This is a genomic window from Erwinia sp. HDF1-3R (genome assembly GCF_039621855.1).
Taxonomy (GTDB): domain Bacteria; phylum Pseudomonadota; class Gammaproteobacteria; order Enterobacterales; family Enterobacteriaceae; genus Erwinia.
This window is the reverse complement of record NZ_CP155071.1, coordinates 2,600,424-2,623,151: the sequence shown is the minus strand read 5'-3', so window position 1 is coordinate 2,623,151 and position 22,728 is coordinate 2,600,424. Positions and strand designations below refer to the sequence as shown.

The following is a 22,728-nucleotide window of genomic DNA, read 5'->3' as shown; positions in this document are numbered from 1 at the left end:
GGCAGGTATATGAATAGCCTGCTTCTTATTTCCGTCGTCTATTAGTTTTATTAAACATTACTGGAAAAAACCCGCCACTGGCGGGTTTTTTTTTACACAAATTTTACTATTTTACCTTTTTGCTTTTTCTCACAGGCGTATTTATTTCAACCGACTGTGAAACAATGGCCTCTGCCATGTTGCTAAAGGGTTCGGTAAATTCGCGGCCGTAGAAACTATCCAACATGATCTGTTTCAGTTCGGCAATCAGCGGATAACGTGGGTTGGCACCGGTACACTGGTCGTCGAAGGCATCATCCGCCAGCTGGTCAACTTTCGCCAGGAAGTCCGCTTCCTGTACGCCAGCTTCACGAATAGATTTCGGAATGCCAAGCTGACTTTTCATCTCTTCCAGCCAGCTAAGCAGCTTCTCAATCTTCTGTGCGGTGCGATCGCCAGGCGCGGTCAGTCGCAGGTGGTCAGCAACCTCAGCATAGCGGCGGCGGGCCTGCGGGCGGTCATACTGACTGAATGCAGCCTGTTTGGTTGGGTTATCGTTGGCGTTATAGCGAATAACGTTAGCGATAAGCAGGGCGTTGGCCAGACCGTGTGGAATATGAAACTCTGAACCCAGCTTATGCGCCATAGAGTGGCAGACGCCGAGGAAGGCGTTAGCGAAAGCGATACCCGCGATGGTCGCCGCATTATGCACGCGCTCACGGGCTACTGGATTCCTGGCCCCTTCACTGTAACTGGCAGGCAGGTTCTCCTGAAGCAGTTTTAATGCCTGTAGCGCCTGGCCGTCAGAGTATTCATTTGCCAGCACGGAAACGTAGGCTTCCAGTGAATGTACCACCGCATCCAGGCCACCAAAGGCGCACAGGGATTTCGGCATATTCATCACCAGGTTGGCGTCTACGATGGCCATATCCGGCGTCAGCGCATAATCTGCCAGCGGATATTTCTGACCGGTCGCATCATCAGTCACCACGGCGAAAGGTGTGACTTCAGAACCGGTACCAGAGGTGGTGGTAATGGCAATCATTTTTGCCTTCACGCCCATCTTAGGGAACTTGTAGATGCGTTTACGAATATCCATAAAGCGCAGGGCCAGCTCTTCAAAGTGCGTTTCAGGATGTTCGTACATCACCCACATGATTTTGGCCGCATCCATTGGCGATCCGCCGCCAAGCGCAATAATCACGTCGGGCTTAAAGGAGTGCATCTGTTCAGCGCCTTTACGTACCACGCTTAGCGTCGGATCCGCTTCGACCTCAAAGAACACTTCCGTTTCAATACCGTGTGATTTCAGTACGGTAATGATCTGATCGGCATAGCCGTTGTTGAACAGATAACGGTCGGTCACGATAAAGGCGCGTTTGGCTCCATCCGTCGCCACTTCTTCCATGGCGATAGGCAGGGAACCGCGGCGGAAATAGATAGATTTGGGAAGTTTATGCCACAACATATTTTCTGCTCGCTTGGCCACGGTTTTCTTGTTGATCAGATGTTTAGGTCCGACGTTTTCAGAAATGGAGTTACCCCCCCATGAACCACAGCCCAGCGTCAGCGAAGGGGCCAGCTTAAAGTTATACAGGTCGCCAATGCCCCCCTGTGACGCCGGAGTATTAATCAGGATACGTGCCGTTTTCATCTTATCACCGAAGAAATTGACGCGTTCACGCTCGTTATCCTGATCGGTATAGAGGCATGAGGTGTGCCCGATGCCGCCCATCGCTACCAGTTTTTCAGCCTTAACCACGGCATCTTCAAAATCTTTTGCCCGGTACATCGCGAGGGTAGGGGAGAGCTTTTCATGTGCGAAAGGTTCTGACTCATCAACCCTTTCCACTTCGCCAATAAGAATTTTGGTGTTACCCGGTACGCTAATCCCGGCCATCTCGGCAATTTTGACCGCAGGCTGACCGACGATAGCGGCATTCAGGCCGCCATTTTTCAAAATGATGTCCTGAACGGCCTTCAGCTCCTGGCCCTGAAGCATGTAGCCACCGTGGCTGGAGAAGCGTTCACGGACCGCATCATAAATAGCATCAACCACGATAACGGACTGCTCTGACGCACAGATGACGCCGTTATCAAAGGTTTTTGACATCAGGATTGACGCCACGGCACGTTTGACGTCCGCCGTTTCATCAATAACAACCGGGGTATTACCTGCGCCAACGCCGATGGCCGGTTTCCCTGAGCTGTAAGCTGCCTTAACCATGCCGGGGCCGCCGGTGGCGAGGATCAGATTAATATCCGGATGGTGCATTAGCTGATTGGAAAGCTCCACGGAGGGGACATCAATCCAGCCGATAATATCTTTAGGTGCGCCGGCGGCAATGGCAGCCTGGAGCACAATATCCGCTGCTTTATTGGTAGCATCTTTAGCACGTGGATGGGGAGAGAAAATAATACCGTTTCGGGTTTTAAGGCTAATCAGTGCCTTAAAGATAGCGGTAGAGGTAGGGTTGGTGGTTGGCACGATCCCGCAGATCAGCCCGGTAGGTTCAGCAATGGTGATGGTGCCGAAGGTCTCATCGGTCTCGAGAATGCCGCAGGTTTTTTCATCTTTGTAAGCGTTGTAGATATATTCAGAAGCGAAGTGGTTTTTGATCACCTTGTCTTCGACAATCCCCATACCCGACTCAGCAACGGCCATCTTAGCCAGGGGGATGCGCGCGTCTGCTGCGGCCAGCGCGGCTGCGCGGAAAATTTTATCCACCTGCTCCTGGGTGAAATTAGCATACTCACGCTGTGCTTTTTTAACACGCTCAACCAGTGCGTTAAGTTCAGCAACATTAGTAACGGCCATAATGCTCTCCTGATGAAAGTTAAACTCTATTAGTAAACGAATCAGAACCTTTAATTGTAGTAACCAGGCTTTAACTTATTGTTTTATTAATGTGACAGGCCCAAAGGTTTTACAAAATAAAGCGTCTGTGTTTACTGAAAGAGTCTCCCTCCTGATGTCATCATTGAACTGAATCGCCTGCTTTACCTGGCGGATCAGGTTTCTCATTCAGAGGGAGGTCCGTTAAGACCTGCTCTGACAAAACAAAGCTTACTCATAATGAGGTACTCCAGAGTTGATCTGGATCACCGATAATCTCTGCTGATACCTTTCAGCTCACATAATTTGAACCAGGCGGTAGATGTCGAGCGGCAAACGCCGCCTGACAGACAGTAATAGGGGGTATTAACCTGTATTGAGGTTTTTATACTGGTTTTTGGTGGAAAATACAGGCGGAAATTCTACCCCGGCGGGATGGTATGCGCATTGCTTTTGCATTAAATTACCGCACGTTGAACAGGCCCTTTCAGGAGTACAGTGTGAACCCGGTAATTTTAGATTTCTCAGGCTATATTAAATTTTTTGTGGGTTTATTCGCCCTGGTTAATCCGGTTGGGATCATTCCTGTCTTCATCAGTATGACTCGCTATCAGGTTCCCGCTGCGCGCAACAAAACCAATATGACAGCTAACCTCTCGGTGGCGATCATTCTCCTGACCTCGTTATTTCTGGGCGATGCCATCCTGCAACTGTTCGGCATCTCAATCGACTCCTTTCGTATCGCGGGCGGCATCCTCGTGGTGACCATAGCGATGTCGATGATCAGCGGTAAGCTGGGGGAAGATAAGCAGAATAAACAGGAAAAATCAGAGACGGAAATCAGGGAGAGTATCGGCGTAGTGCCGCTGGCGCTGCCGTTAATGGCCGGCCCGGGCGCGATCAGTTCCACCATCGTCTGGAGCACGCGGTATCACAGCTGGCAAAATCTGCTGGGCTTTAGCCTCGCCATTGCGCTGTTTGCGTTTTGCTGCTGGCTGCTGTTTCGTGCGGCACCGCTCATGGTCAGGGTATTGGGACAGACCGGCATCAACGTCATCACCCGCATAATGGGGCTGCTGCTCATGGCGCTGGGGATCGAATTTATTGTTACCGGTATCAAAGTGCTCTTTCCCGGTCTGACGCACTAAACGACTCCTGCCTGAAGAGCCCAATATAAAGCGCATAATCTGCGCTTATTTTCCATCGCAGGTCTCCTTGCGCACCAAAGTGATGCACTGTACGCGTTTATCGCCCCTTTATGGTGCATTTATTCCTTCTGCTTAATATCCGCGCTCAATTATTAATGTAATTACTGAAAATTGCATTCTTATCAGAAGCTAACCTGAAAATGTTATTAAAATTTCACGACTAAAATCCGATAGAATGGCTTGATGCTGGAATAAAATGCTAATCATTCCCTGCATTCTGGGCAAAGACGCCGGTAAAGTGTGGATTCTCACTCCTCTCCCTACGGCAAACGTCAAAAAAAGGCGCGATCGGCACATTCCAGGCCTGAATCGAGTTAACCTGTTGATAAATAGCCCTCTGTTACTTAATTTGCTTTGTTAAATAACACTTCTTCTTGTGATCGTTTCGTGATAAAAGAGAATAAGTTAACATTTTTGTTATTTAGGTTTGGCGTCGAAATCAGCGTTCTGATAGTTTTCGGAAATCGTCTTCATAATTGGCATTGGATGTGCAAATAAGATCGGCTTTAACCGATCTGAAAACAGATCCAAAAACACAGGTTAACTACGCTTAATGAAATATCTTTCGTACCGCCGCCCGTGTTTTAGCCAGGCGATGATAGTTGTTTTGGGTCTTTACTCCGGCGTATCGTCAGCTGCTACGGTACCCGCAGGCGTAACGCTCGCCGCCAGTCAGGCCATCACGATTAATAATGGCAGCGAAGTCTCTTCATTGGATCCGCAAAAAATTGAAGGGGTGCCTGAAAGTAACGTTGTCGGCAATCTGCTTGAAGGGTTAGTCACCACGGATAATAACGGCCACATTGTGCCTGGCGTGGCAGAGAGCTGGAGTCATCAGCAGAGCAGAATCTGGACGTTCACGCTGCGTAAGGATGCCCGCTGGAGCAATGGTCAACCGGTAACCGCAGCCGATTTTGTTTATAGCTGGCAGCGACTGGTGGATCCGAAAACGGCTTCACCCTACGCCAGCTATCTGCAATTTGCCCATATCGACAACATTGATGATGTTCTGGCGGGTAAAAAGCCCCCATCGGCGCTGGGCATCAAAGCGCTTGATGACGCGCATGTACAGATCATCCTCAGCGAACCCGTGCCCTATTTTGTGGCGCTGGCCGCCAATACCGCGCTCCGACCCGTTAACCGCCAGGCGGTGGAAAAATGGGGTGACCAGTGGACGCAGCCCGCCCACTTTATCGGCAACGGTGCGTATACGCTGAGTGAGTGGGTGATCAATGAAAAAATCGTAGTGAAGCGTAATCCACTTTACTGGAATAATGCCCGCACGGTTATTGAAACGGCCACTTTCCTGCCCGTTACCGCAGAGGGCAGCGACGTGAACCGCTATCGCAGCGGTGAAATTGATATGACTAACAGCGCACTGCCGCCCGATCTTTTTCCTACGTTGAAGAAAACCCTGGGCAGTCAGGTGCGTATCAGTCCGCTGCTCTGCACCTTTTACTACGAGCTGAACAACAAACGACCGCCCTTTAACGATCCCCGGGTAAGAGCTGCGGTTAAGCTCACCCTCGACCGCGATATCATCGCCAACAAAATTATGGGGCAGGGGCAGATACCGGCCGGGGGCTTCACGCCAACTTTTATTGATGGCGCGCACCTGATGCAGCCTGCATGGATGACGCTGACGCAGGCAGAACGCAATGCAAAAGCCAAAGCGCTGCTGGCAGAGGCAGGATACAGCGCTGAGAAACCCCTCCGCTTCACGCTGCTCTATAACACCTCCGACGTGAATAAAAAACAGGCCATCGCCGCGGCTTCAATGTGGACAAAGAATCTGGGCGCCGGGGTGAAGCTGGATAACCAGGAGTGGAAAACCATGCTGGATACCCGGCATCAGGGTAATTTCGATGTCGCGCGGGCCACCTGGTGTGCCGACTATAACGAACCCTCTACCTTTCTGAATGCCATGCTGAGTGATTCATCCACTAATACGGCGTTCTATAAAAGTCAGGCCTTTGACGACCTGATGGCTAAAACATTGACGGTATCGGATGAGCAGCGCGCGGACATCTATCAGCAGGCGGAAGCTCAGCTCGATAAAGACTCGGCCATTGTGCCGGTTTACTACCGGGTCAGTGCAAGGCTGGTGAAACCCTGGGTCGGTGGATTTACCGGTAAAGACCCACAGGATCTGACCGATATTAAATATTTCTACATCGTAAAGCATTAAGAACTACGGGTTATTCGTGACGGGCGAAAACCGTAATAAATCAGGGTAACGCATTAACGGCTCGGGATGCCGTCGTTCCGGAAGCCTGAGCCGATAGCCCGTTTAACGGGGGAAGCTGGTGTTAAGACCACATCAGCAATAATAAAAACTGGAGTAGATAATGACCAATATCACGAAAAAAAGTCTGATTGCGCTTGGGGTGTTTACTGCGCTGGCGGGAAATATGGCAATCGCGGCTACCGTACCGGCAGGCGTTGAGCTGGCGGCGAAGCAGGAGCTGGTAAAGGGTAATGGCGACGAGGTGCAGTCTCTCGATCCGCATAAAATTGAGGGCGTGCCTGAAGCGAACGTCAGTTACGATCTGCTGGAAGGGCTGGTCATCAACGATCTTTCCGGTCACCCGATCCCTGGCGTGGCTGAAAGCTGGGAAAACAAAGACGGTAAAATCTGGACCTTTCATCTGCGCAAAGACGCGAAATGGTCAAACGGTGAGCCGGTTACCGCTCAGGATTTCGTCTACAGCTGGCAGCGCCTGGCTGACCCTAAAACCGCTTCCCCGTACGCCAGCTATCTCCAGTACGGACATCTTGAAAATGTTGACGACATTATTGCCGGTAAGAAAAGCCCCGATCAGCTTGGCGTAAAGGCCATAGATGCGCATACGCTCCAGGTAACCCTTACCGAGTCCGTTCCCTATTTCTACAAGCTGCTTATTCACCCCTCCATGTCCCCGGTTTACAAGCCTGCTATCGACAAGTTTGGCGAAAAGTGGACTCAACCGGAGAACTGGGTGGGTAACGGTGCCTACAAGCTTGAATCGCACATCATCAATGAGCGCATTGTCGTGGTGCGCAATCCCCAGTACTGGGATAATGCCCATACCAAACTGGAGAAAGTCACCTTCCTGCCGATCCCTTCTGAGGTCAGCGACGTTAACCGCTATTTCAGCAGTAACGGCAGTGACATGACCTATACCAACCTGCCGATTGAACTGTTTAAAAAGCTACAGCGTGATAATCCAAAAGAGCTGCACGTTGATCCCTATCTTTGTACTTACTACTACGAAATCAATAACCAGAAAGCACCTTTCACTGACTCCCGCGTCCGTGAAGCACTGAAGCTGGGCCTGGATCGTGACATCATGGTGAATAAAGTCCTGGCGCAGGGGCAGCAGCCCGCCTACAGCTACACGCCGCCTGCGATTGACGGTGCCAATGTGACGAAACCCGCGTGGTTTAGCGAAACGCAGGATCAGCGTAATGCTGAAGCGAAAAAGCTGCTTGCCGAGGCGGGCTATACCGCCGACAAACCGCTGACTTTCGAACTGCTTTACAACACCTCCGATTTGCATAAAAAGCTGGCTATCGCGGCGGCATCCATCTGGAAGAAAAATTTAGGTGTGAATGTAAAACTGACCAATCAGGAGTGGAAAACCTTCCTTGATACGCGTCACCAGGGAACATTTGATGTTGCCCGTGCCGCCTGGTGCGCGGATTACAACGAGCCGACGTCATTCCTGAATACCATGACTTCCGGCAGCAGCAATAACACTTCTCATTATAAATCAGCAGATTTTGACAAGGCGATTGCTGCCGCGTCCACGTCCAGTAACGAAAAAGAGCGCAGCGCAGCCTACACCCAGGCGGAAGAGACTCTAGATAAGGATTCGACCATTGTGCCGGTCTTTTACTATGCCAATACCCGCCTGGTTAAGCCTTACGTCGGCGGCTATACCGGTAAAGATCCGCTGAACTACGTGTACGACAAAGATCTCTACATCATCAAACATTAATGGCAACAACAGGGGGAGGGTCACCTCCTCCTGCGTGTCTCATTTTAAGCAGTGCTAAGGCACAAGCCAGCAGGTACGGGCAATGTTAAAGTTTATATTTCGTCGTGTTCTGGAAGCGATCCCGACGTTACTCATTCTGATTACCATCTCCTTTTTTATGATGCGCCTTGCACCAGGCAGCCCCTTTACCGGCGAGCGCACGCTGTCGCCGGAAGTTATGGCAAACATTGAAGCCAAATACCATCTGAACGATCCCATCTGGAAGCAGTACGGCAACTACCTGATCCAGCTGGCACATGGGGATTTTGGTCCGTCGTTTAAATATAAAGACTATTCGGTTAACTACCTGGTAGGCCACGCGTTCCCGGTCTCCGCTAAGCTGGGCCTGGCGGCCTTTTTGCTGGCCATTATCCTCGGGGTGACCGCCGGGGTCATTGCCGCGCTGAAGCAAAACAGCAAATGGGACTTTATGGTGATGGGGGTGGCAATGACCGGCGTGGTAATACCGAGCTTTGTGGTGGCACCGCTGCTGGTGCTGATCTTCGCCATTGCACTGAAGTGGCTGCCGGGTGGCGGCTGGAACGGCGGTGAGGCGAAATTTATGATCCTGCCGATGGTGGCCCTGTCGCTGGCTTATATCGCCAGCATCGCGCGTATTATGCGCGGCTCAATGATTGAGGTGCTGCACTCCAACTTTATCCGCACCGCTCGCGCCAAGGGGCTGCCAATGCACCGCATCGTGCTGCGGCATGCGCTGAAACCCGCGATGCTGCCGGTACTCTCCTATCTCGGTCCGGCTTTTGTCGGCATCATTACCGGCTCAATGGTGATTGAAACCATCTACGGCCTGCCGGGCATTGGTCAGCTGTTTGTTAACGGCGCGCTTAACCGCGACTATTCGCTGGTGCTGAGCCTGACTATTCTGGTGGGGGTGCTGACCATCCTGTTTAATGCGATCGTTGACGTGCTCTATGCGGTTATCGATCCCAAAATTCGTTACTAAATCCGGAGCTCGCGATGATGTTAAGTAAGAAAAATAGCGCCGCTCTTGATGCCTTCAGTGAAAAACTGGAGGTCGAAGGACGCAGCCTGTGGCAGGACGCACGCCGTCGTTTTATTCATAACCGTGCCGCGCTGGGCAGCCTGATTGTGCTGGTACTGATTGCGCTGTTTGTCATTTTCGCCCCCATGCTGTCGTCGTTTACCTATGACGATACCGACTGGGGCATGATGTCCGCCGCGCCGGATCTGGTGTCGAAACACTATTTCGGCACCGACTCCTCCGGGCGCGATCTGCTGGTGCGCGTCGCGATTGGCGGCCGAATTTCGCTGATGGTCGGCGTGGCGTCGGCGCTGGTGGCGGTGCTGGTAGGGACGCTTTATGGTTCGCTGGCGGGCTATCTCGGGGGTAAAACCGACTCGGTCATGATGCGCCTGCTGGAGATCCTCAACTCCTTTCCCTTTATGTTCTTTGTCATTCTGCTGGTGACCTTCTTTGGCCGTAATATTCTGCTGATCTTCGTGGCGATTGGGCTGGTTTCCTGGCTTGATATGGCGCGTATCGTACGCGGTCAGACCCTGAGCCTGAAGCGCAAGGAGTTTATTGAAGCGGCCCACGTCGGCGGGGTTTCCACGCCGCATATCGTGGTTCGCCATATCGTGCCGAACGTGCTGGGCGTGGTGGTGGTTTATGCCTCGCTGCTGGTGCCGAGCATGATCCTGTTTGAATCCTTTCTCAGTTTCCTCGGTCTGGGCACGCAGGAGCCTCTGAGCAGCTGGGGGGCACTGCTGAGCGATGGCGCTAACTCAATGGAAGTGTCGCCGTGGCTGCTGCTGTTTCCGGCGGGCTTCCTGGTGGTCACCCTGTTTTGTTTCAACTTTATCGGCGATGGCCTGCGTGATGCCCTCGACCCGAAAGATCGTTAAGGAGTTTCCCGATGAGCATAATTGAACAACAGCCAGCGATGGCCAGTCTGACGGGAAGCAAGCTGCTTGACGTAAAGGATCTGCGCGTGACCTTTGGAACGCCGGACGGGGATGTTACCGCCGTAAACGACCTCAATTTTAGCCTGCGCGCCGGTGAAACGCTGGGCATTGTGGGCGAATCCGGTTCAGGTAAGTCGCAGACCGCCTTTGCCCTGATGGGGCTGCTGGCCAGCAATGGCCGAATTGGCGGCTCGGCGCTGTTTAACGGTAAAGAGATCCTCAACCTGCCGGAAAAGCAGCTTAACAGGCTGCGGGCCGAGCAGATTGCGATGATCTTCCAGGACCCGATGACCTCCCTTAACCCCTATATGAAGGTGGGCGAGCAGCTGATGGAAGTGCTCAGGCTGCACAAGGGGATGAGCAGCGCGCAGGCGTTTGAAGAGTCGGTACGCATGCTGGATGCCGTCAAAATGCCTGAGGCGCGCAAGCGCATGAAAATGTATCCCCATGAGTTTTCGGGCGGCATGCGTCAGCGGGTCATGATTGCGATGGCGTTGATGTGTCGGCCTAAACTGCTTATTGCCGATGAGCCCACCACTGCGCTGGATGTGACGGTACAGGCGCAGATTATGACGCTGCTGAATGACCTGAAAAGGGAATTCAATACGGCGATTATTATGATCACCCACGACCTCGGCGTGGTGGCGGGCATCTGTGACCAGGTGCTGGTGATGTACGCAGGCCGCACCATGGAGTATGGCCGCGCGCGCGACGTGTTCTATCAGCCTACGCATCCTTATTCTATTGGGCTGCTTAATGCCGTGCCGCGTCTGGATGCGGAGGGCGAATCGCTTACCACTATTCCGGGCAATCCGCCTAATCTGCTGCGTCTGCCGAAAGGCTGCCCGTTCCAGCCTCGTTGCCCCCACGCGATGGAAATTTGCTCTACCGCACCGCCGCTGACGCCATTCGGCGAAGGGCGTTTACGTGCCTGCTTTAAACCCGCGGAGGAACTGGTATGAGTGCGGTCGCTGAAAAGAAAGTTTTGCTGGAGATCGCCGATCTCAAAGTGCATTTCGACATCAAGGACGGTAAGCAGTGGTTCTGGCAGCCTTCCAAAACCCTGAAGGCGGTTGACGGCGTCAGCCTGCGGCTTTACGAAGGGGAGACCCTGGGCGTGGTCGGCGAGTCGGGCTGTGGAAAATCCACGCTGGCTCGCGCCATTATTGGCCTGGTGAAAGCGACCGATGGCCGCGTGGCTTGGCTGGGACGCGACCTGCTGGGGCAGAGTGAAGAGGAGTGGCGCAGGGCACGCAGCGATATTCAGATGATCTTCCAGGATCCGCTCGCCTCGCTGAACCCGCGCATGACCATTGGCGATATTATTGCCGAGCCGCTGCGTACCTATCATCCCAAAATGGCAAAGGCTGAGGTGAAAGAGCGGGTTAAAACGATGATGATGAAGGTCGGGCTGCTGCCTAACCTGATTAACCGCTACCCGCATGAGTTCTCAGGCGGCCAGTGCCAGCGCATCGGTATTGCCCGTGCGCTGATCCTGGAGCCGAAGCTGATCATCTGCGACGAACCGGTTTCCGCGCTGGACGTGTCGATTCAGGCACAGGTGGTTAACCTGCTGCAAAAGCTGCAAAGGGAGATGGGGCTGTCGCTAATCTTTATCGCTCATGACCTGGCGGTGGTGAAGCACATTTCCGATCGCGTGCTGGTGATGTATCTGGGCCATGCCGTAGAGCTGGGGACCTATGATGAGGTCTATCAGAATCCGCAGCATCCTTACACCCGGGCGCTGATGTCAGCGGTGCCTATCCCCGATCCGGATCGCGAGAAAAACAAGGTGATTCAGCTGCTGGAAGGGGAACTGCCGTCGCCGATCAACCCGCCGTCCGGCTGCGTTTTCCGTACACGCTGCCCGATTGCCGGTCCCGAATGTGCGAAAACCCGCCCGCTGCTGGAGGGGAGCTTCCGCCACGCGGTTTCCTGCCTGAAGGTTGATCCGCTGTAAATAAAAACGGCACCCCGCTTATGCGCCGTCGCACATAAACGGGGTGCCGCATCAGGCTCGAACTGAGCCGCGGACGTTACTGATGCCGTAACCGGTGGCCGTATCAGGCCTCAGCTCTGTTGACCGTCTTGCTTACTCACGCCATAAAATATGACACAGCTTGTGGTCTTTCTCACGGCACAGCAGCACGCGGGCGAAAACGTCGTTGATCGGTTCGCCATCGGCATCACCCAGACCAATGACCACCTCGGCGAAAAAGTCCGGGTTGAGATCGAAGTCCACATGTTCCGCCCAGTCGTCAGACGGGTCAAACAGCTCGGCGCCGCCGCGCTCTTCAAACTGCAGATTGAACAGGATGACATCGGCCGGATCGAGATTATCGACTGCCAGCTCAAGAAAAATGTCGTAGGCCTGTTCCAGCGTTTCATCTTCGGTAAGACGATTATTCAAATCCATATCATTTCCCATCATGCCCATTGGGCGCTGTGCAATTTCGCTCGTTTTACAGCAACGGGCTGAAGAAGTAAAACAGTCGTTCAACAATACGCTGCCAGTAGGCGCGACGCGCCCAGCGCTTGCCGTCGACCAGCCGTGAGCGGGCGATGTAATCGTCCTGGACGGTCGCCAGATCGCTGCCGAATCCGTCATCATCAATCACCAGCGTAATTTCAAAATTCAGCCACAGGCTGCGCATATCAAGGTTCACCGTCCCGACCAGGCTTAGCTGACCATCGACCAGCACGCTTTTGGTGTGCAGCAGGCCATCTTCAAACTGATAGATCTTCACGCCCGCTTCCAGCAGCTCGGCGAAGAAAGCCCGGCTGGCCCAGCCAACCAGCAAGGAATCGTTATGGCGCGGCACAATGATGCTGACATCCACACCACGGTGCGCCGCGGTACAGATGGCATGCAGCAGATCGTCACTGGGCACAAAGTAGGGGGTGGTCATAATCAGCTGCTCACGTGCGGAGTAAACCGCCGTCAGTAGCGCCTGATGGATCAGGTCTTCCGGGAAACCGGGGCCGGACGCAATTACCTGAATAGTATGACCACTCTCCTGTTCAAAGGGCATGATATTGGTGTCGGGCGGCGGCGGTAAAATGCGCTTGCCCGTTTCGATCTCCCAGTCACAGGAGTAGATTATCCCCATGGTGGTGGAGACCGGACCTTCCATCCTCGCCATCAGATCAATCCACTGCCCGACGCCGGCATCCTGTTTGAAATAGCGCGGATCAACGAGGTTCATGCTGCCGGTATAGGCGATATAGTTATCAATCAGCACCACTTTACGATGCTGACGCAGATCCATCCGGCGCAGAAAAACGCGCAGCAGGCTCACTTTTAGCGACTCCACCACATCCACGCCCGCATTGCGCATCATTGCAGGCCAGGGGCTGCGGAAAAACTGCACGCTGCCTGCGGAGTCCAACATCAGCCGGCAGTGTACGCCGCGCCGCGCCGCCGCCATAAGTGATTCGGCCACCTCATCGGCCATCCCGCCGGGCTGCCAGATGTAAAACACCATCTCGATATTATGCCGCGCCAGCTGAATATCCCGGATAAGCGCGGTCATGGTCTCTTCTGTGGAGGTGAGCAGCTGGAGCTGGTTGCCCTTGACCCCGGCAATCCCCTGTCGGTTTTCACACAGCTGGAACAGTGAGCGCGCGACGTCGCTGTTGTCCTGGGCAAAAATCTGGTGACAGGACTTCAAATCGTTAAGCCATCTGGCCGTTGAGGGCCACATGGTGCGCGCGCGCTCGGCGCGGCGCTTGCCCAGATGCAGTTCGCCGAAAGACAAATAGGCGATAATACCCACCAGCGGCAGAATATAGATAATCAGCAGCCAGGCCATAGCTGAAGGCACGGCACGGCGCTTCATCAGAATGCGTAGCGTCACACCTGCTATCAGCAACCAGTAGCCAAAAATGAGAAGCCAGCTGAGTAAAGTATAAAAAGTCGTCATGTCAGTGGAAATTCCGTTCACGCTAAGTAAGAGGAGTTTACGTGCAGATGCGAGCGGGCGAAACCTTTAATGTTTTTAAGTCATCGGACCTGGGCGAAGGCGATAAAGGTCTATAATGCGCCGCGTGTTTTTTAGCCGGGAGTCGAAATGAGACGGAGTAAGAATGAAGTTGCGCGCTGGCGCATGTCGCGTCAGGTTAAACGCCGCCGGGCGCGCTGGCTGGAAGGGCAGTCGAGACGCTATGGCCGTATGCATGCCATCCGCCACCAGTTGAGTCAGCAGCAGCGCCGTTCGATACTGTTTGTTAACCCACTACTCTCGTAGTGAGGACTGCCTGCGCCATCGCAGGCAGTCCTCCGGGTTAAAATACCCGCCTGAAGGGCTTTACGGCGACCTGTTTATAGACGCCCGCGGCAATGTACGGGTCATCCTGCGCCCAGGCCTGCGCCACCTCAAGCGACGGGAATTCGGCAATGATGGTTGAACCGCTAAAACCTGCCACGCCCGGTTCGTTACTGTCCACGGCTGGCATCGGTCCGGCCACAATCAACCGTCCTTCATCCTGTAACAGCTGCAAACGTGCCAGATGGGCAGGGCGCACGGCCGAGCGCTTTTCCAGTGAATCGGCATTATCTTCTGCATAAATTACGTAGAGCACGTTACAACTCCTGTGGAATCGACAAGATTTTGGTCATCACGTTATGTCATCGTTCACTATTGTGCAAATGAAAAGCCTGCTCGCGCTTGATTAAGGTCAGCCAAAAGTCAATTTCTGACAAATCGCACGCATGGCCGCCTGATGTTATTGAAACTGATTGCTATTTGCATTTACACTTAGTGCTTCACATTTACAGCAGAAAGATTATGACGACGCTGACCGAAACATCATTACCCCGCCGTTTTTCCCTGCCCATGCTGCTCTCCATTGCGCTGCATGCGGCAGCGATTGGCGGGATCCTCTATGCTTCATTTCACCGGAGTGTTGAACTACCTAAAGCGTCTCAGCCAATCAGCGTGTCACTGGTCGCACCGGCAGTACAGCCCGTGCCACAGCCGGCTTCCCAGCCAGCGCCGCCGCAGGAAACCGTGCCGGAACCTGAGCCAGAACCGGTTCCCGAACCCGAACCGCCAAAACCTGTGCCCGTTGCCATTCCTAAACCGGCGCCTAAGCCTAAACCTAAGCCCAAACCGGTCAGGAAAGAGGTGGTAAAGCCGAAGAAGCAGGTGAAACCGGAGGAAGAACCCCGGCACGCTTCGCCATTTAATGAACATCCGGCGCCATCGACCGCGCCCTCAACGGCGCCGAAGAGCTCGCCGACGCCTTCCACATCATCCGTTGCCAGCGGGCCGAAGGCACTCAGCATCGGTAAACCCGGCTACCCGGCACGCGCTTTTGCGCTGAGAATAGAAGGGCGGGTTCGCGTACAGTTCGACGTTGACAGCTCCGGCCAGGTGGGGAATATTCGCATTCTCTCCGCCGAGCCGCGCAATATGTTCGAGCGTGATGTGAGGCAGGCAATGAAGAAGTGGCGTTATGAGCCGAATAAGCCGGGTAAGGACATCAAGATGAATGTTGTGTTTCGCATCAATGGCGGCTCAAGTATTGAATAGGCTCTGCCGGAGGGGCGCACCGCACCAGCGAGGCGCCCATGCAGGGCAATGATAGTGGAGCATCTGTTACGGGCTGCTTCTCAGTAAGGGGGGAGTCAGTCCCGATCCTTCAGGTCAAAATGACCTTTTCCCGCCGGCAGCGGTCGGGATTTCCCCTGGCCGTCCACGGCGACATAGATGAATACCGCTTCGGTAGTGCAGTATCGCTGACCGATAGGTTCAGATGACACTTTCTTTATCCACACTTCAATGTTAATCGTGATTGAGCTGGTACCGGTGCGAATGCACCGGGCATGGCAGCTCACCACGTCTCCCACCGCTACCGGCTTCAGGAACGTCATGCCATCGGCGCGTACGGTGACGACACGCCCACCGGCAATCTCCTTTGCCAGAATCGCGCCGCCCATATCCATTTGTGACATCAGCCAGCCGCCAAAAATATCGCCGTTGGCATTCGTATCAGCAGGCATAGCCAGCGTTCGCAGAACCATTTCGCCCTGCGGAACGCGATTAGTGTCATCGCTCATTAATAGGCTTCTCAATAAAAAGTGCTGAAATGCCCGGAATGATTTCCGGGCGTTAAAAAATTATTTTTCTTCCTGGGGCATGATGCGGTAGATATAAAGCCCACTGATAACGGTGAAAACCAGGGTGAGGCCGGTCAGACCGAATACTTTAAAGTTAACCCAAAGTTCCTGCGGCAGCCAAAATGCGACGTAAATATTTGCCAGACCGCAGGCAAGGAAAAAGAGCGCCCAGGCAATATTTAGCCTGCGCCAGGCAGCGGCCGGCAGCGTCAGCTCTTTGCCGAGCATGCTCTGGATCAGGGGCTGTTTCATCCAGAACTGACTGAACACCAGCGCAACGGCAAACAGGGTGTAAATCACCGTCACTTTCCATTTGATGAACTCATCATTGTGAAAAACCAGCGTCAGGGTGCCAAAAACGGCGACCAGCACAAAGGTGATGATGGTCATTTTTTCAAGCTTGCGATAGAGCACCCAGCTGGCGACCAGCGCCAGCGCCGTTGCTGCAATCAGCGCACCTGAGGCGACGAAGATGTCATACAGCTTATAGAAAATGAAAAAGACAACGAGAGGGAGGAAATCAAGTAGCTGCTTCATAAGGGTTTCCGGATAACAGACTCAGGCGAACAATCATAATCTCGCGGGTGCCCTGTGGCAGAGCACCCGGTTATGACTAACGTAACAGCATATAGAGACGATAGAGATAGATAATCATTATCGCCGAAATCAGATTACTCAGGGCATTGAGCACGACCGAGGCGACGTTGGCGGGCAGAACGGTCAGCGAGGATGCCAGCAGCAGCACAACGATTTTGGCCAGCAGCCAGAGTGCCACCGCCGGTGCAACCAGCTTAAGATGTCCCCATACCAGGCGCACGCTGAGTCGCATCGAGGCAAAAATACCCACTTTCTCCGTGCTCAGTACGATGGGAGCCAGCGCAAGAACCACGGCCAGCAATACACCCGGCACGACCAGCACCATAAAGCCGAGCTGCACCACCAGGGTCATAATAAACACCAGCAGCAGCAGGCGCGGCAGCGAGGGTGCCGAGGTACCGATAGCACGTAGTGCGCTGACGCGCTGACCGGCTGACACCATCGGGATCAGGCTGAGCATGCCGCCGAGCAGCAGGGTATTTCCCACCAGCGAAGCAAAAGTACCGGCTGCTGAAGCGCGAAGCAGAATACGCTGCTGATCGGGCGACATATTCTGAACCATTTCCAGCAGGCTCATGCCCGAGCCACGGCTGCCGTCGGTCAGCATGGAGAGTTGGTCGGCCCCGGGCGTCAGCGCGTGGCCGATCAGAACGGTGATAAATGAGGTTAGCAGCGACATCAGCACGATGGTAACCAGCTGATGACGTAAAAAATTCCCCGTGTCACGGTATAACGAGCCAGCCGTGATTGACATGTACTCTCCTTTCAAGCCTGCATTAACGATCCGGGGATTGTACATGGTCTGGGGCGAACCTGGCACCCTGACTTACATAACTTTCATTTAAAGAAGGTGTTACCGGATAAAACAGCGGCGGCAATCCATAGCGTGCCCTTGCCCGGTCACAGGCCTCATTCGCCACGCCATCCTCGCCGGAACGGGCAAACTCGCGGCAGGGGGTGGGTCGCTGCTGATAAATTCCGCAGGAGACACAGCCGCCAGGTTCGCCCTCCAGCGCCACGCAGCGAGGGGTCGCCGCGTTGGTGCCGCGCATATTGCGCAGGAACAGATTCAACGGCTCGGTCAGGTCAGCAGGGACGGTGCCGCCGCCGTCGTCGGCTTCTGCCCAGTAAAAAGAGACGCGAAAATGGGCGCAGCAGGCGCCACAGTTAATGCAGGGGTTAATGTTATCGCTCATTCGATTACCCCGCCCTCAGGCGTCGAACCAAAATCACATGGAAGGAGATAAGCAACATAAGCCGCCGGATATGTTCCCGCAAGGGCTATTTATTGCACTTGTGAGGGGTGTAAATTGATCTAAATCAAATCGTTGTTTTTTAAGGAGTTTAAAAGAATTGATTAGGATGATCTTTCCCGTTAATCAATGTAAATATGTCGCCAATAAAAATGACGGCGTGTATTGCGCGCTTTTGAAATTGCAAAGGAGTGATGATGAAACTGAAAGCACTGGCCCTGGCTCTGGTAACGCTGCTGCCCGCGGTGGCGTCCGCACATCAGGCAGGCGATTTCTTTATACGGGCAGGCTCTGCGACCGTGCGCCCCACGGGCGGATCGGACAACGTGCTGGGGTTGGGCGAGTTTGACGTCAGCAACAACACCCAGCTTGGCCTGACGTTTACCTATATGGCCACCGACAATATCGGTATCGAGCTGCTGGGGGCCACGCCATTCCGCCACAAGGTGGGTCTGGCAGCCACCGGCACGCTGGCTACCGTACACCAGCTGCCGCCAACCCTGATGGCGCAGTGGTATTTTATGGGTAATACCAGCAAATGGCAGCCTTACGCCGGCATCGGTATTAACTACACCATGTTCTACGACACTGATTTCAACCAGACCGGTCGCGATGCAGGACTGAGTAATCTGAGCGTGAAAAACACCTGGGGCATCGCCGGACAGGTGGGGCTGGATTACCAGCTGACGCCGAACTGGATGCTGAACGCCTCGCTCTGGTATATGGATATTGATACCAAAGTCCGGTTTGATGCGGGCAGCGACCGTCAGAGCATTGACACCCATATCAATCCATTCGTCTTCTTCTTCGGCGCAGGTTATCGCTTCTGATTTCAGGCGAAAAAAAAGGCGCACTCAGTGCGCCTCTGTAATCGTGCAAAGCCGATTTATTTAATCTGCATATTGTTGGTTACCGCAGTTACGCCTTTCACGGTACGGGTGATTTGCACCGCACGGTTAGCCATCTGCGGGGTGGAGACAAAGCCGCTCAGCTGAACGCGACCTTTAAAGGTTTCAACGTTAATTTCCGTAGACTTCAGTGAGTCATCCTTCAGCAGTTCGGTTTTAACTTTGGTCGTTACTACCGTGTCATCAAGATAACCACCGGTGCCTTCTTTAGTCGGGGTTGGCGCGCATGCGCTGACTGTAATAGCCACTACTGCTGCAACAACCATACCCGTCAGCATTTTAAACAACTTCATTATCGATCTCCCTGTCATCTTTGATTGGCATAAGCCGTATTTACAGAAACGCTCTGTAGCCTATCTAGTGTTAGCCACGAAATGGAAATTATCAAATATGGGCGCTTAAAATAGTGTTGAAATAACGCCTTACCGGGTCAGGCAGGGCGTTAATCGCAATATTAGCGCGTTGCGGCTTTCAGGCTACTGACAAACGACGTCAGCTCGGCCAGCATCACCGGGGGATTGGCGTGATTTTTTTCAATAATTTTTACAATAGCGGAACCCGAAATGGCACCGGCTGCGCCTGCCGCCAGCGCCTCTTTCACCTGAGAGGGTTCAGAGATGCCAAAGCCCTGTAGCGGCGGCGCGGCATGATACTCACGAAGCTTATCCACCAGGTGGCCCAGCGGCAGCGCGGCGCGCGTCTCGGCACCGGTGACGCCCGGACGCGACAGCAAATAGGTATAGCCCCGGCCCCACGAGGCGATCTCCCGCAGCAAATCGTCGCTGGCATTTGGCGGGCAGATAAATATCGGCGCTACGTTGTGCCGCATGGCGGACTGACGGAAGGGGGCCGATTCCTCAACGGGGACATCCGCCACCAGCACCGAATCCACGCCGACCTGCTGGCAGCGGGCAAAGAAATTATCAATACCGTTTGAAAACACCAGGTTAGCATACATCAGCAACCCAATGGGAAGAGTGGGGTATTTCTGGCGAATGGTTGCCAGCATCTCGAAGCAGACGCCAGGCGTGACGCCGGCCGCGAACGCGCGCAGCGTGGCGTTCTGAATAGTCGGACCGTCAGCCAGCGGATCGGAGAAGGGAATACCCAGCTCCAGCGCATCGGCACCGCCTTCAACCAGCGCGTCGATTATGCGTAGCGACAGCTCGGGCGTGGGATCGCCCAGCGTCACGAAGGGGACAAAGGCACCTTCTTTCCGCGCCTTCAACTGTTTAAATAGCTCGTCGTAACGTTCCATCAGATCTCTCCCTTCGCGGTCAGAATATCGTGCACGGTAAATATATCTTTATCGCCCCGTCCCGACAGGTTAACCACCAGGAGCTGCTCTTCCTCAGGCGCGTCGCGCATCATCCGCAGGGCGTGAGCCAGTGCGTGTGAGGACTCCAGCGCCGGAATGATCCCTTCGCTTCGGCATAGCAGCTTAAACGCATCCAGCGCCTCATCGTCGGTAACAGAGACATAATCAGCACGACCTGAGCTGTTGAGGTGGGCATGCTGTGGGCCGACTGACGGAAAATCCAGACCGGCGGAGATAGAGTAGGACTCCTCTATCTGCCCGTCTTCGGTCTGCATCATGGGGGCTTTCATACCAAAATAGATCCCCACGCGTCCGTGCTTCAGCGGTGCACCGTGCTCGCCGCTTTCGATGCCGTGGCCGGCAGGCTCAACGCCAATCAGGTTGACGGAGGGCTCATCAATAAAGTCCGCAAACATGCCGATGGCGTTAGAGCCGCCGCCGACGCAGGCGATAAGCGCATCCGGCAGGCGGCCTTCTCTTTCGAGGATTTGCGCTTTCGTCTCTTCGCCAATCATGCGCTGGAACTCGCGGACAATCGTCGGGAAGGGATGCGGGCCTGCCGCAGTGCCGAGCATATAGTGGGCTGTCTCATAGCTGCCGGACCAGTCGCGCAGCGCCTCGTTGCAGGCATCTTTCAGCGTCGCCGAGCCGCTGTGTACCGGGATCACTTCAGCACCCATCAGACGCATTCTGAACACGTTTGGTGACTGGCGCTCGATATCCTTGGCACCCATGTAGATACGGCACTTGAGGCCCAGCAGGGCACAGGCGAGGGCAGAGGCGACGCCGTGCTGACCCGCGCCGGTTTCAGCAATAATTTCAGATTTGCCCATCCGCTTAGCCAGCAGCGCCTGGCCCAGAACCTGGTTCGTCTTATGCGCGCCGCCGTGCAGCAGATCTTCGCGCTTCAGATAAAGACGGGTCCGGGTGCCTTTGGTCAGGTTTTTACACAGGGTGAGCGCGGTTGGGCGACCGGCATAGTTTTTCAGCAAATCGTTAAATTCAGCCTGGAATTCCGGATCGCGCTGCGCGCTGACAAAGGCTTCTTCCAGCTGATTCAGTGCGGGCATCAGAATCTGCGGCACGTACATACCGCCAAATTCACCAAAGTAGGGATTCAATAAAGTCATATTGCTTCTCTTTTCGTTTGTCGGGCTGGACGGGGCCAGCCCAAACGGCATCAGTAAGCCTTCAGGGTTTGAAACACCGAGGCAATTTTGGCGGCGTCTTTAACGCCGGGCTGGCTTTCAACGCCGGAGTTAAAATCCAAGCCCGCGCAGCCCAGCTGTGCAGCCTGTACGCAGTTATCTGCCCCCAGACCGCCTGCCAGCAGGACGTTATCCAGCGTCTGGCCTTCCAGCAGGGACCAGTCGAAATTCTTACCGCTGCCGCCGTTACCATTATCGAAGACGTAGCGATCAACGCCCGTCCAGTCGCGAACGGGGAGGGTGTTCACAATGCTGAACGCCTTCCAAATCTGCACGTCAGCCGGCAGCTGTACCCGCAGCGCATTGACGAAATCACGATCCTCATCGCCATGCAGCTGTACCGCATGCAGGCTAAGTGCTGCGGCGGTGGTGACAATGTCACTGACAGGGCTGTTGCGAAACACGCCGACGTACTTAAGTTTAGCGGCATGCGTTAAGGTCCGCGCGGTGTCAATGTTCACACAGCGCGGGGATCCCTCAACAAAGATCAGCCCGCCGTAGATAGCGCCAGCATCCAGCGCGCTTCGGGCATCTTCAGGACGGGTCAGTCCGCAAATTTTGTTATCACCCATGATAACCCGACGCACGGCGGCGGACAGATCCTCTTCGGACATCAGCGCGGAGCCTATCAGGAAACCGTTGGCAAAATGGCTAAGCGCACGCACCTGGGCGTAGCTGTTGATACCCGACTCGCTGATCACCGTCACGCCGTGGGCCACCTTTGGCGCAAGGCGACGCGTGCGATCCAGGTCAATCGACAGATCGCGCAGATCGCGGTTATTGATGCCGACCACCCTGGCGCCCAGCGCCGTGGCGCGCGCCAGTTCTTCATCACTGATGGCTTCGGTCAGCACGCCCATATTCAGGCTGTGTGCGACGGCCGCCAGCTGACGATACTGTTCATCATTTACCACCGACAGCATCAGCAAAATGGCATCGGCCTGATAGTAACGTGCCAGATAGATCTGATAAGGGTCGATGATAAAGTCTTTGCACAACACTGGCTGAGTAATGGCCGCGCTGACAATGGATAAAAACTCGAACTGCCCCTGGAAATATTTCTCATCGGTTAGCACCGATACGGCCGAGGCGTAATCCTTGTAAACACCGGCGATAGCGGCCGGGTCAAAATCCTCGCGGATCAGCCCTTTTGATGGAGAGGCTTTCTTACACTCCAGAATAAACACCGTCCTGGCCCCTTTTAGCGCATCATAAAAGCTGCGGGTGGCGGGTACGATGTCGTTCTGGAAGGAGGCCAGCGGCTGCTGCTGCTGACGCGCGGTCAGCCACAGCGCTTTGTCCTGCACAATTTTAGCGAGTACGGTATCCTGCAT

22 protein-coding genes are annotated in these 22,728 nt (G+C 54.2%); 10 read left to right on the top strand and 12 right to left on the bottom strand.

Annotated elements, in window-relative coordinates; all coding sequences use genetic code 11:
• Positions 1-106 precede the first annotated feature (106 nt).
• Positions 107-2,797, bottom strand: a complete 2,691-nt coding sequence (gene adhE / locus AAGR22_RS11950; protein WP_067701413.1) for a bifunctional acetaldehyde-CoA/alcohol dehydrogenase — start codon at positions 2,795-2,797, stop codon at positions 107-109.
• Positions 2,798-3,315: 518 nt separating this feature from the next.
• On the opposite strand from adhE, the gene AAGR22_RS11945 reads away from it, so the two are divergent.
• From AAGR22_RS11945 to oppF, 7 genes are all read left to right on the top strand, one after another.
• Positions 3,316-3,963 carry a YchE family NAAT transporter gene (locus AAGR22_RS11945; RefSeq protein ID WP_067701416.1) on the top strand — a complete coding sequence of 216 codons (648 nt, stop codon included), beginning with the start codon at positions 3,316-3,318 and terminating at the stop codon, positions 3,961-3,963.
• Between the two features lie 655 nt (positions 3,964-4,618).
• Positions 4,619-6,211: an ABC transporter substrate-binding protein gene (locus AAGR22_RS11940; RefSeq protein ID WP_345831588.1), complete on the top strand. Its 1,593-nt coding sequence runs from the start codon at positions 4,619-4,621 to the stop codon at positions 6,209-6,211.
• Positions 6,212-6,371: 160 nt separating this feature from the next.
• Positions 6,372-8,003 carry an oligopeptide ABC transporter substrate-binding protein OppA gene (oppA, locus tag AAGR22_RS11935; protein ID WP_345827689.1) on the top strand — a complete coding sequence of 544 codons (1,632 nt, stop codon included), beginning with the start codon at positions 6,372-6,374 and terminating at the stop codon, positions 8,001-8,003.
• 82 nt (positions 8,004-8,085) lie between these two features.
• Positions 8,086-9,006 carry an oligopeptide ABC transporter permease OppB gene (gene oppB / locus AAGR22_RS11930; protein ID WP_067701429.1) on the top strand — a complete coding sequence of 307 codons (921 nt, stop codon included), beginning with the start codon at positions 8,086-8,088 and terminating at the stop codon, positions 9,004-9,006.
• Between the two features lie 14 nt (positions 9,007-9,020).
• The gene (gene oppC, locus AAGR22_RS11925; RefSeq protein ID WP_067701432.1) at positions 9,021-9,929 is read left to right on the top strand and encodes an oligopeptide ABC transporter permease OppC; all 909 of its coding nucleotides are present in this window, start codon (positions 9,021-9,023) and stop codon (positions 9,927-9,929) included.
• A gap of 11 nt (positions 9,930-9,940) precedes the next feature.
• Positions 9,941-10,951, top strand: a complete 1,011-nt coding sequence (locus AAGR22_RS11920) for an ABC transporter ATP-binding protein (protein WP_345827686.1) — start codon at positions 9,941-9,943, stop codon at positions 10,949-10,951.
• Positions 10,948-11,949 carry a murein tripeptide/oligopeptide ABC transporter ATP binding protein OppF gene (oppF, locus tag AAGR22_RS11915; protein ID WP_067701438.1) on the top strand — a complete coding sequence of 334 codons (1,002 nt, stop codon included), beginning with the start codon at positions 10,948-10,950 and terminating at the stop codon, positions 11,947-11,949. Before AAGR22_RS11920 ends, oppF begins: the two co-directional genes overlap by 4 nt.
• Before the next feature lie 132 nt (positions 11,950-12,081).
• Here oppF and AAGR22_RS11910 read toward each other — a convergent pair whose 3' ends face one another.
• A complete protein-coding gene (locus AAGR22_RS11910) occupies positions 12,082-12,405 on the bottom strand; it encodes an HI1450 family dsDNA-mimic protein (RefSeq protein ID WP_067701441.1) in 324 nt (107 codons plus the stop codon).
• A gap of 46 nt (positions 12,406-12,451) precedes the next feature.
• Positions 12,452-13,912: a cardiolipin synthase gene (gene cls / locus AAGR22_RS11905; RefSeq protein ID WP_067701444.1), complete on the bottom strand. Its 1,461-nt coding sequence runs from the start codon at positions 13,910-13,912 to the stop codon at positions 12,452-12,454.
• 147 nt (positions 13,913-14,059) lie between these two features.
• On the opposite strand from cls, the gene AAGR22_RS11900 reads away from it, so the two are divergent.
• Positions 14,060-14,236, top strand: a complete 177-nt coding sequence (locus AAGR22_RS11900; protein WP_156484922.1) for a YciY family protein — start codon at positions 14,060-14,062, stop codon at positions 14,234-14,236.
• 37 nt (positions 14,237-14,273) lie between these two features.
• Here the strand turns inward: AAGR22_RS11900 and AAGR22_RS11895 are convergent, their stop codons facing one another.
• A complete protein-coding gene (locus AAGR22_RS11895; protein ID WP_067701447.1) occupies positions 14,274-14,570 on the bottom strand; it encodes a YciI family protein in 297 nt (98 codons plus the stop codon).
• Positions 14,571-14,776: 206 nt separating this feature from the next.
• Here AAGR22_RS11895 and tonB point away from each other — a divergent pair, with 206 nt between their 5' ends.
• On the top strand, positions 14,777-15,523 hold the full coding sequence (tonB, locus tag AAGR22_RS11890; RefSeq protein ID WP_345827683.1) for a TonB system transport protein TonB: 747 nt from the start codon (positions 14,777-14,779) through the stop codon (positions 15,521-15,523).
• 95 nt (positions 15,524-15,618) lie between these two features.
• Here the strand turns inward: tonB and yciA are convergent, their stop codons facing one another.
• The 4 genes from yciA to AAGR22_RS11870 form a co-directional block, all read right to left on the bottom strand.
• On the bottom strand, positions 15,619-16,050 hold the full coding sequence (yciA, locus tag AAGR22_RS11885; protein WP_345827682.1) for an acyl-CoA thioester hydrolase YciA: 432 nt from the start codon (positions 16,048-16,050) through the stop codon (positions 15,619-15,621).
• Between the two features lie 60 nt (positions 16,051-16,110).
• Complete coding sequence (locus tag AAGR22_RS11880) at positions 16,111-16,647, bottom strand: septation protein A (RefSeq protein ID WP_067701453.1); 537 nt, start codon at positions 16,645-16,647, stop codon at positions 16,111-16,113.
• A 76-nt stretch (positions 16,648-16,723) separates the two neighbouring features.
• On the bottom strand, positions 16,724-17,461 hold the full coding sequence (locus AAGR22_RS11875) for a YciC family protein (protein ID WP_067701456.1): 738 nt from the start codon (positions 17,459-17,461) through the stop codon (positions 16,724-16,726).
• 22 nt (positions 17,462-17,483) lie between these two features.
• Complete coding sequence (locus AAGR22_RS11870; RefSeq protein ID WP_345827681.1) at positions 17,484-17,903, bottom strand: YkgJ family cysteine cluster protein; 420 nt, start codon at positions 17,901-17,903, stop codon at positions 17,484-17,486.
• Positions 17,904-18,157: 254 nt separating this feature from the next.
• Between AAGR22_RS11870 and ompW the strand changes: the two genes are divergently transcribed.
• The gene (gene ompW / locus AAGR22_RS11865; RefSeq protein WP_067701461.1) at positions 18,158-18,790 is read left to right on the top strand and encodes an outer membrane protein OmpW; all 633 of its coding nucleotides are present in this window, start codon (positions 18,158-18,160) and stop codon (positions 18,788-18,790) included.
• 56 nt (positions 18,791-18,846) lie between these two features.
• On the opposite strand, the gene AAGR22_RS11860 is transcribed toward ompW, so the two are convergent.
• From AAGR22_RS11860 to trpCF, 4 genes are all read right to left on the bottom strand, one after another.
• The gene (locus tag AAGR22_RS11860) at positions 18,847-19,161 is read right to left on the bottom strand and encodes a BON domain-containing protein (protein ID WP_067701463.1); all 315 of its coding nucleotides are present in this window, start codon (positions 19,159-19,161) and stop codon (positions 18,847-18,849) included.
• A gap of 161 nt (positions 19,162-19,322) precedes the next feature.
• Positions 19,323-20,126 carry a tryptophan synthase subunit alpha gene (gene trpA / locus AAGR22_RS11855; RefSeq protein WP_345827679.1) on the bottom strand — a complete coding sequence of 268 codons (804 nt, stop codon included), beginning with the start codon at positions 20,124-20,126 and terminating at the stop codon, positions 19,323-19,325.
• Positions 20,126-21,316 carry a tryptophan synthase subunit beta gene (gene trpB / locus AAGR22_RS11850; RefSeq protein ID WP_345827677.1) on the bottom strand — a complete coding sequence of 397 codons (1,191 nt, stop codon included), beginning with the start codon at positions 21,314-21,316 and terminating at the stop codon, positions 20,126-20,128. The genes trpA and trpB overlap by 1 nt, the downstream gene beginning before the upstream one ends.
• 50 nt (positions 21,317-21,366) lie before the next feature.
• Entirely contained in the window at positions 21,367-22,728 is a 1,362-nt protein-coding gene (gene trpCF, locus AAGR22_RS11845; RefSeq protein ID WP_345827675.1) for a bifunctional indole-3-glycerol-phosphate synthase TrpC/phosphoribosylanthranilate isomerase TrpF, read from the bottom strand.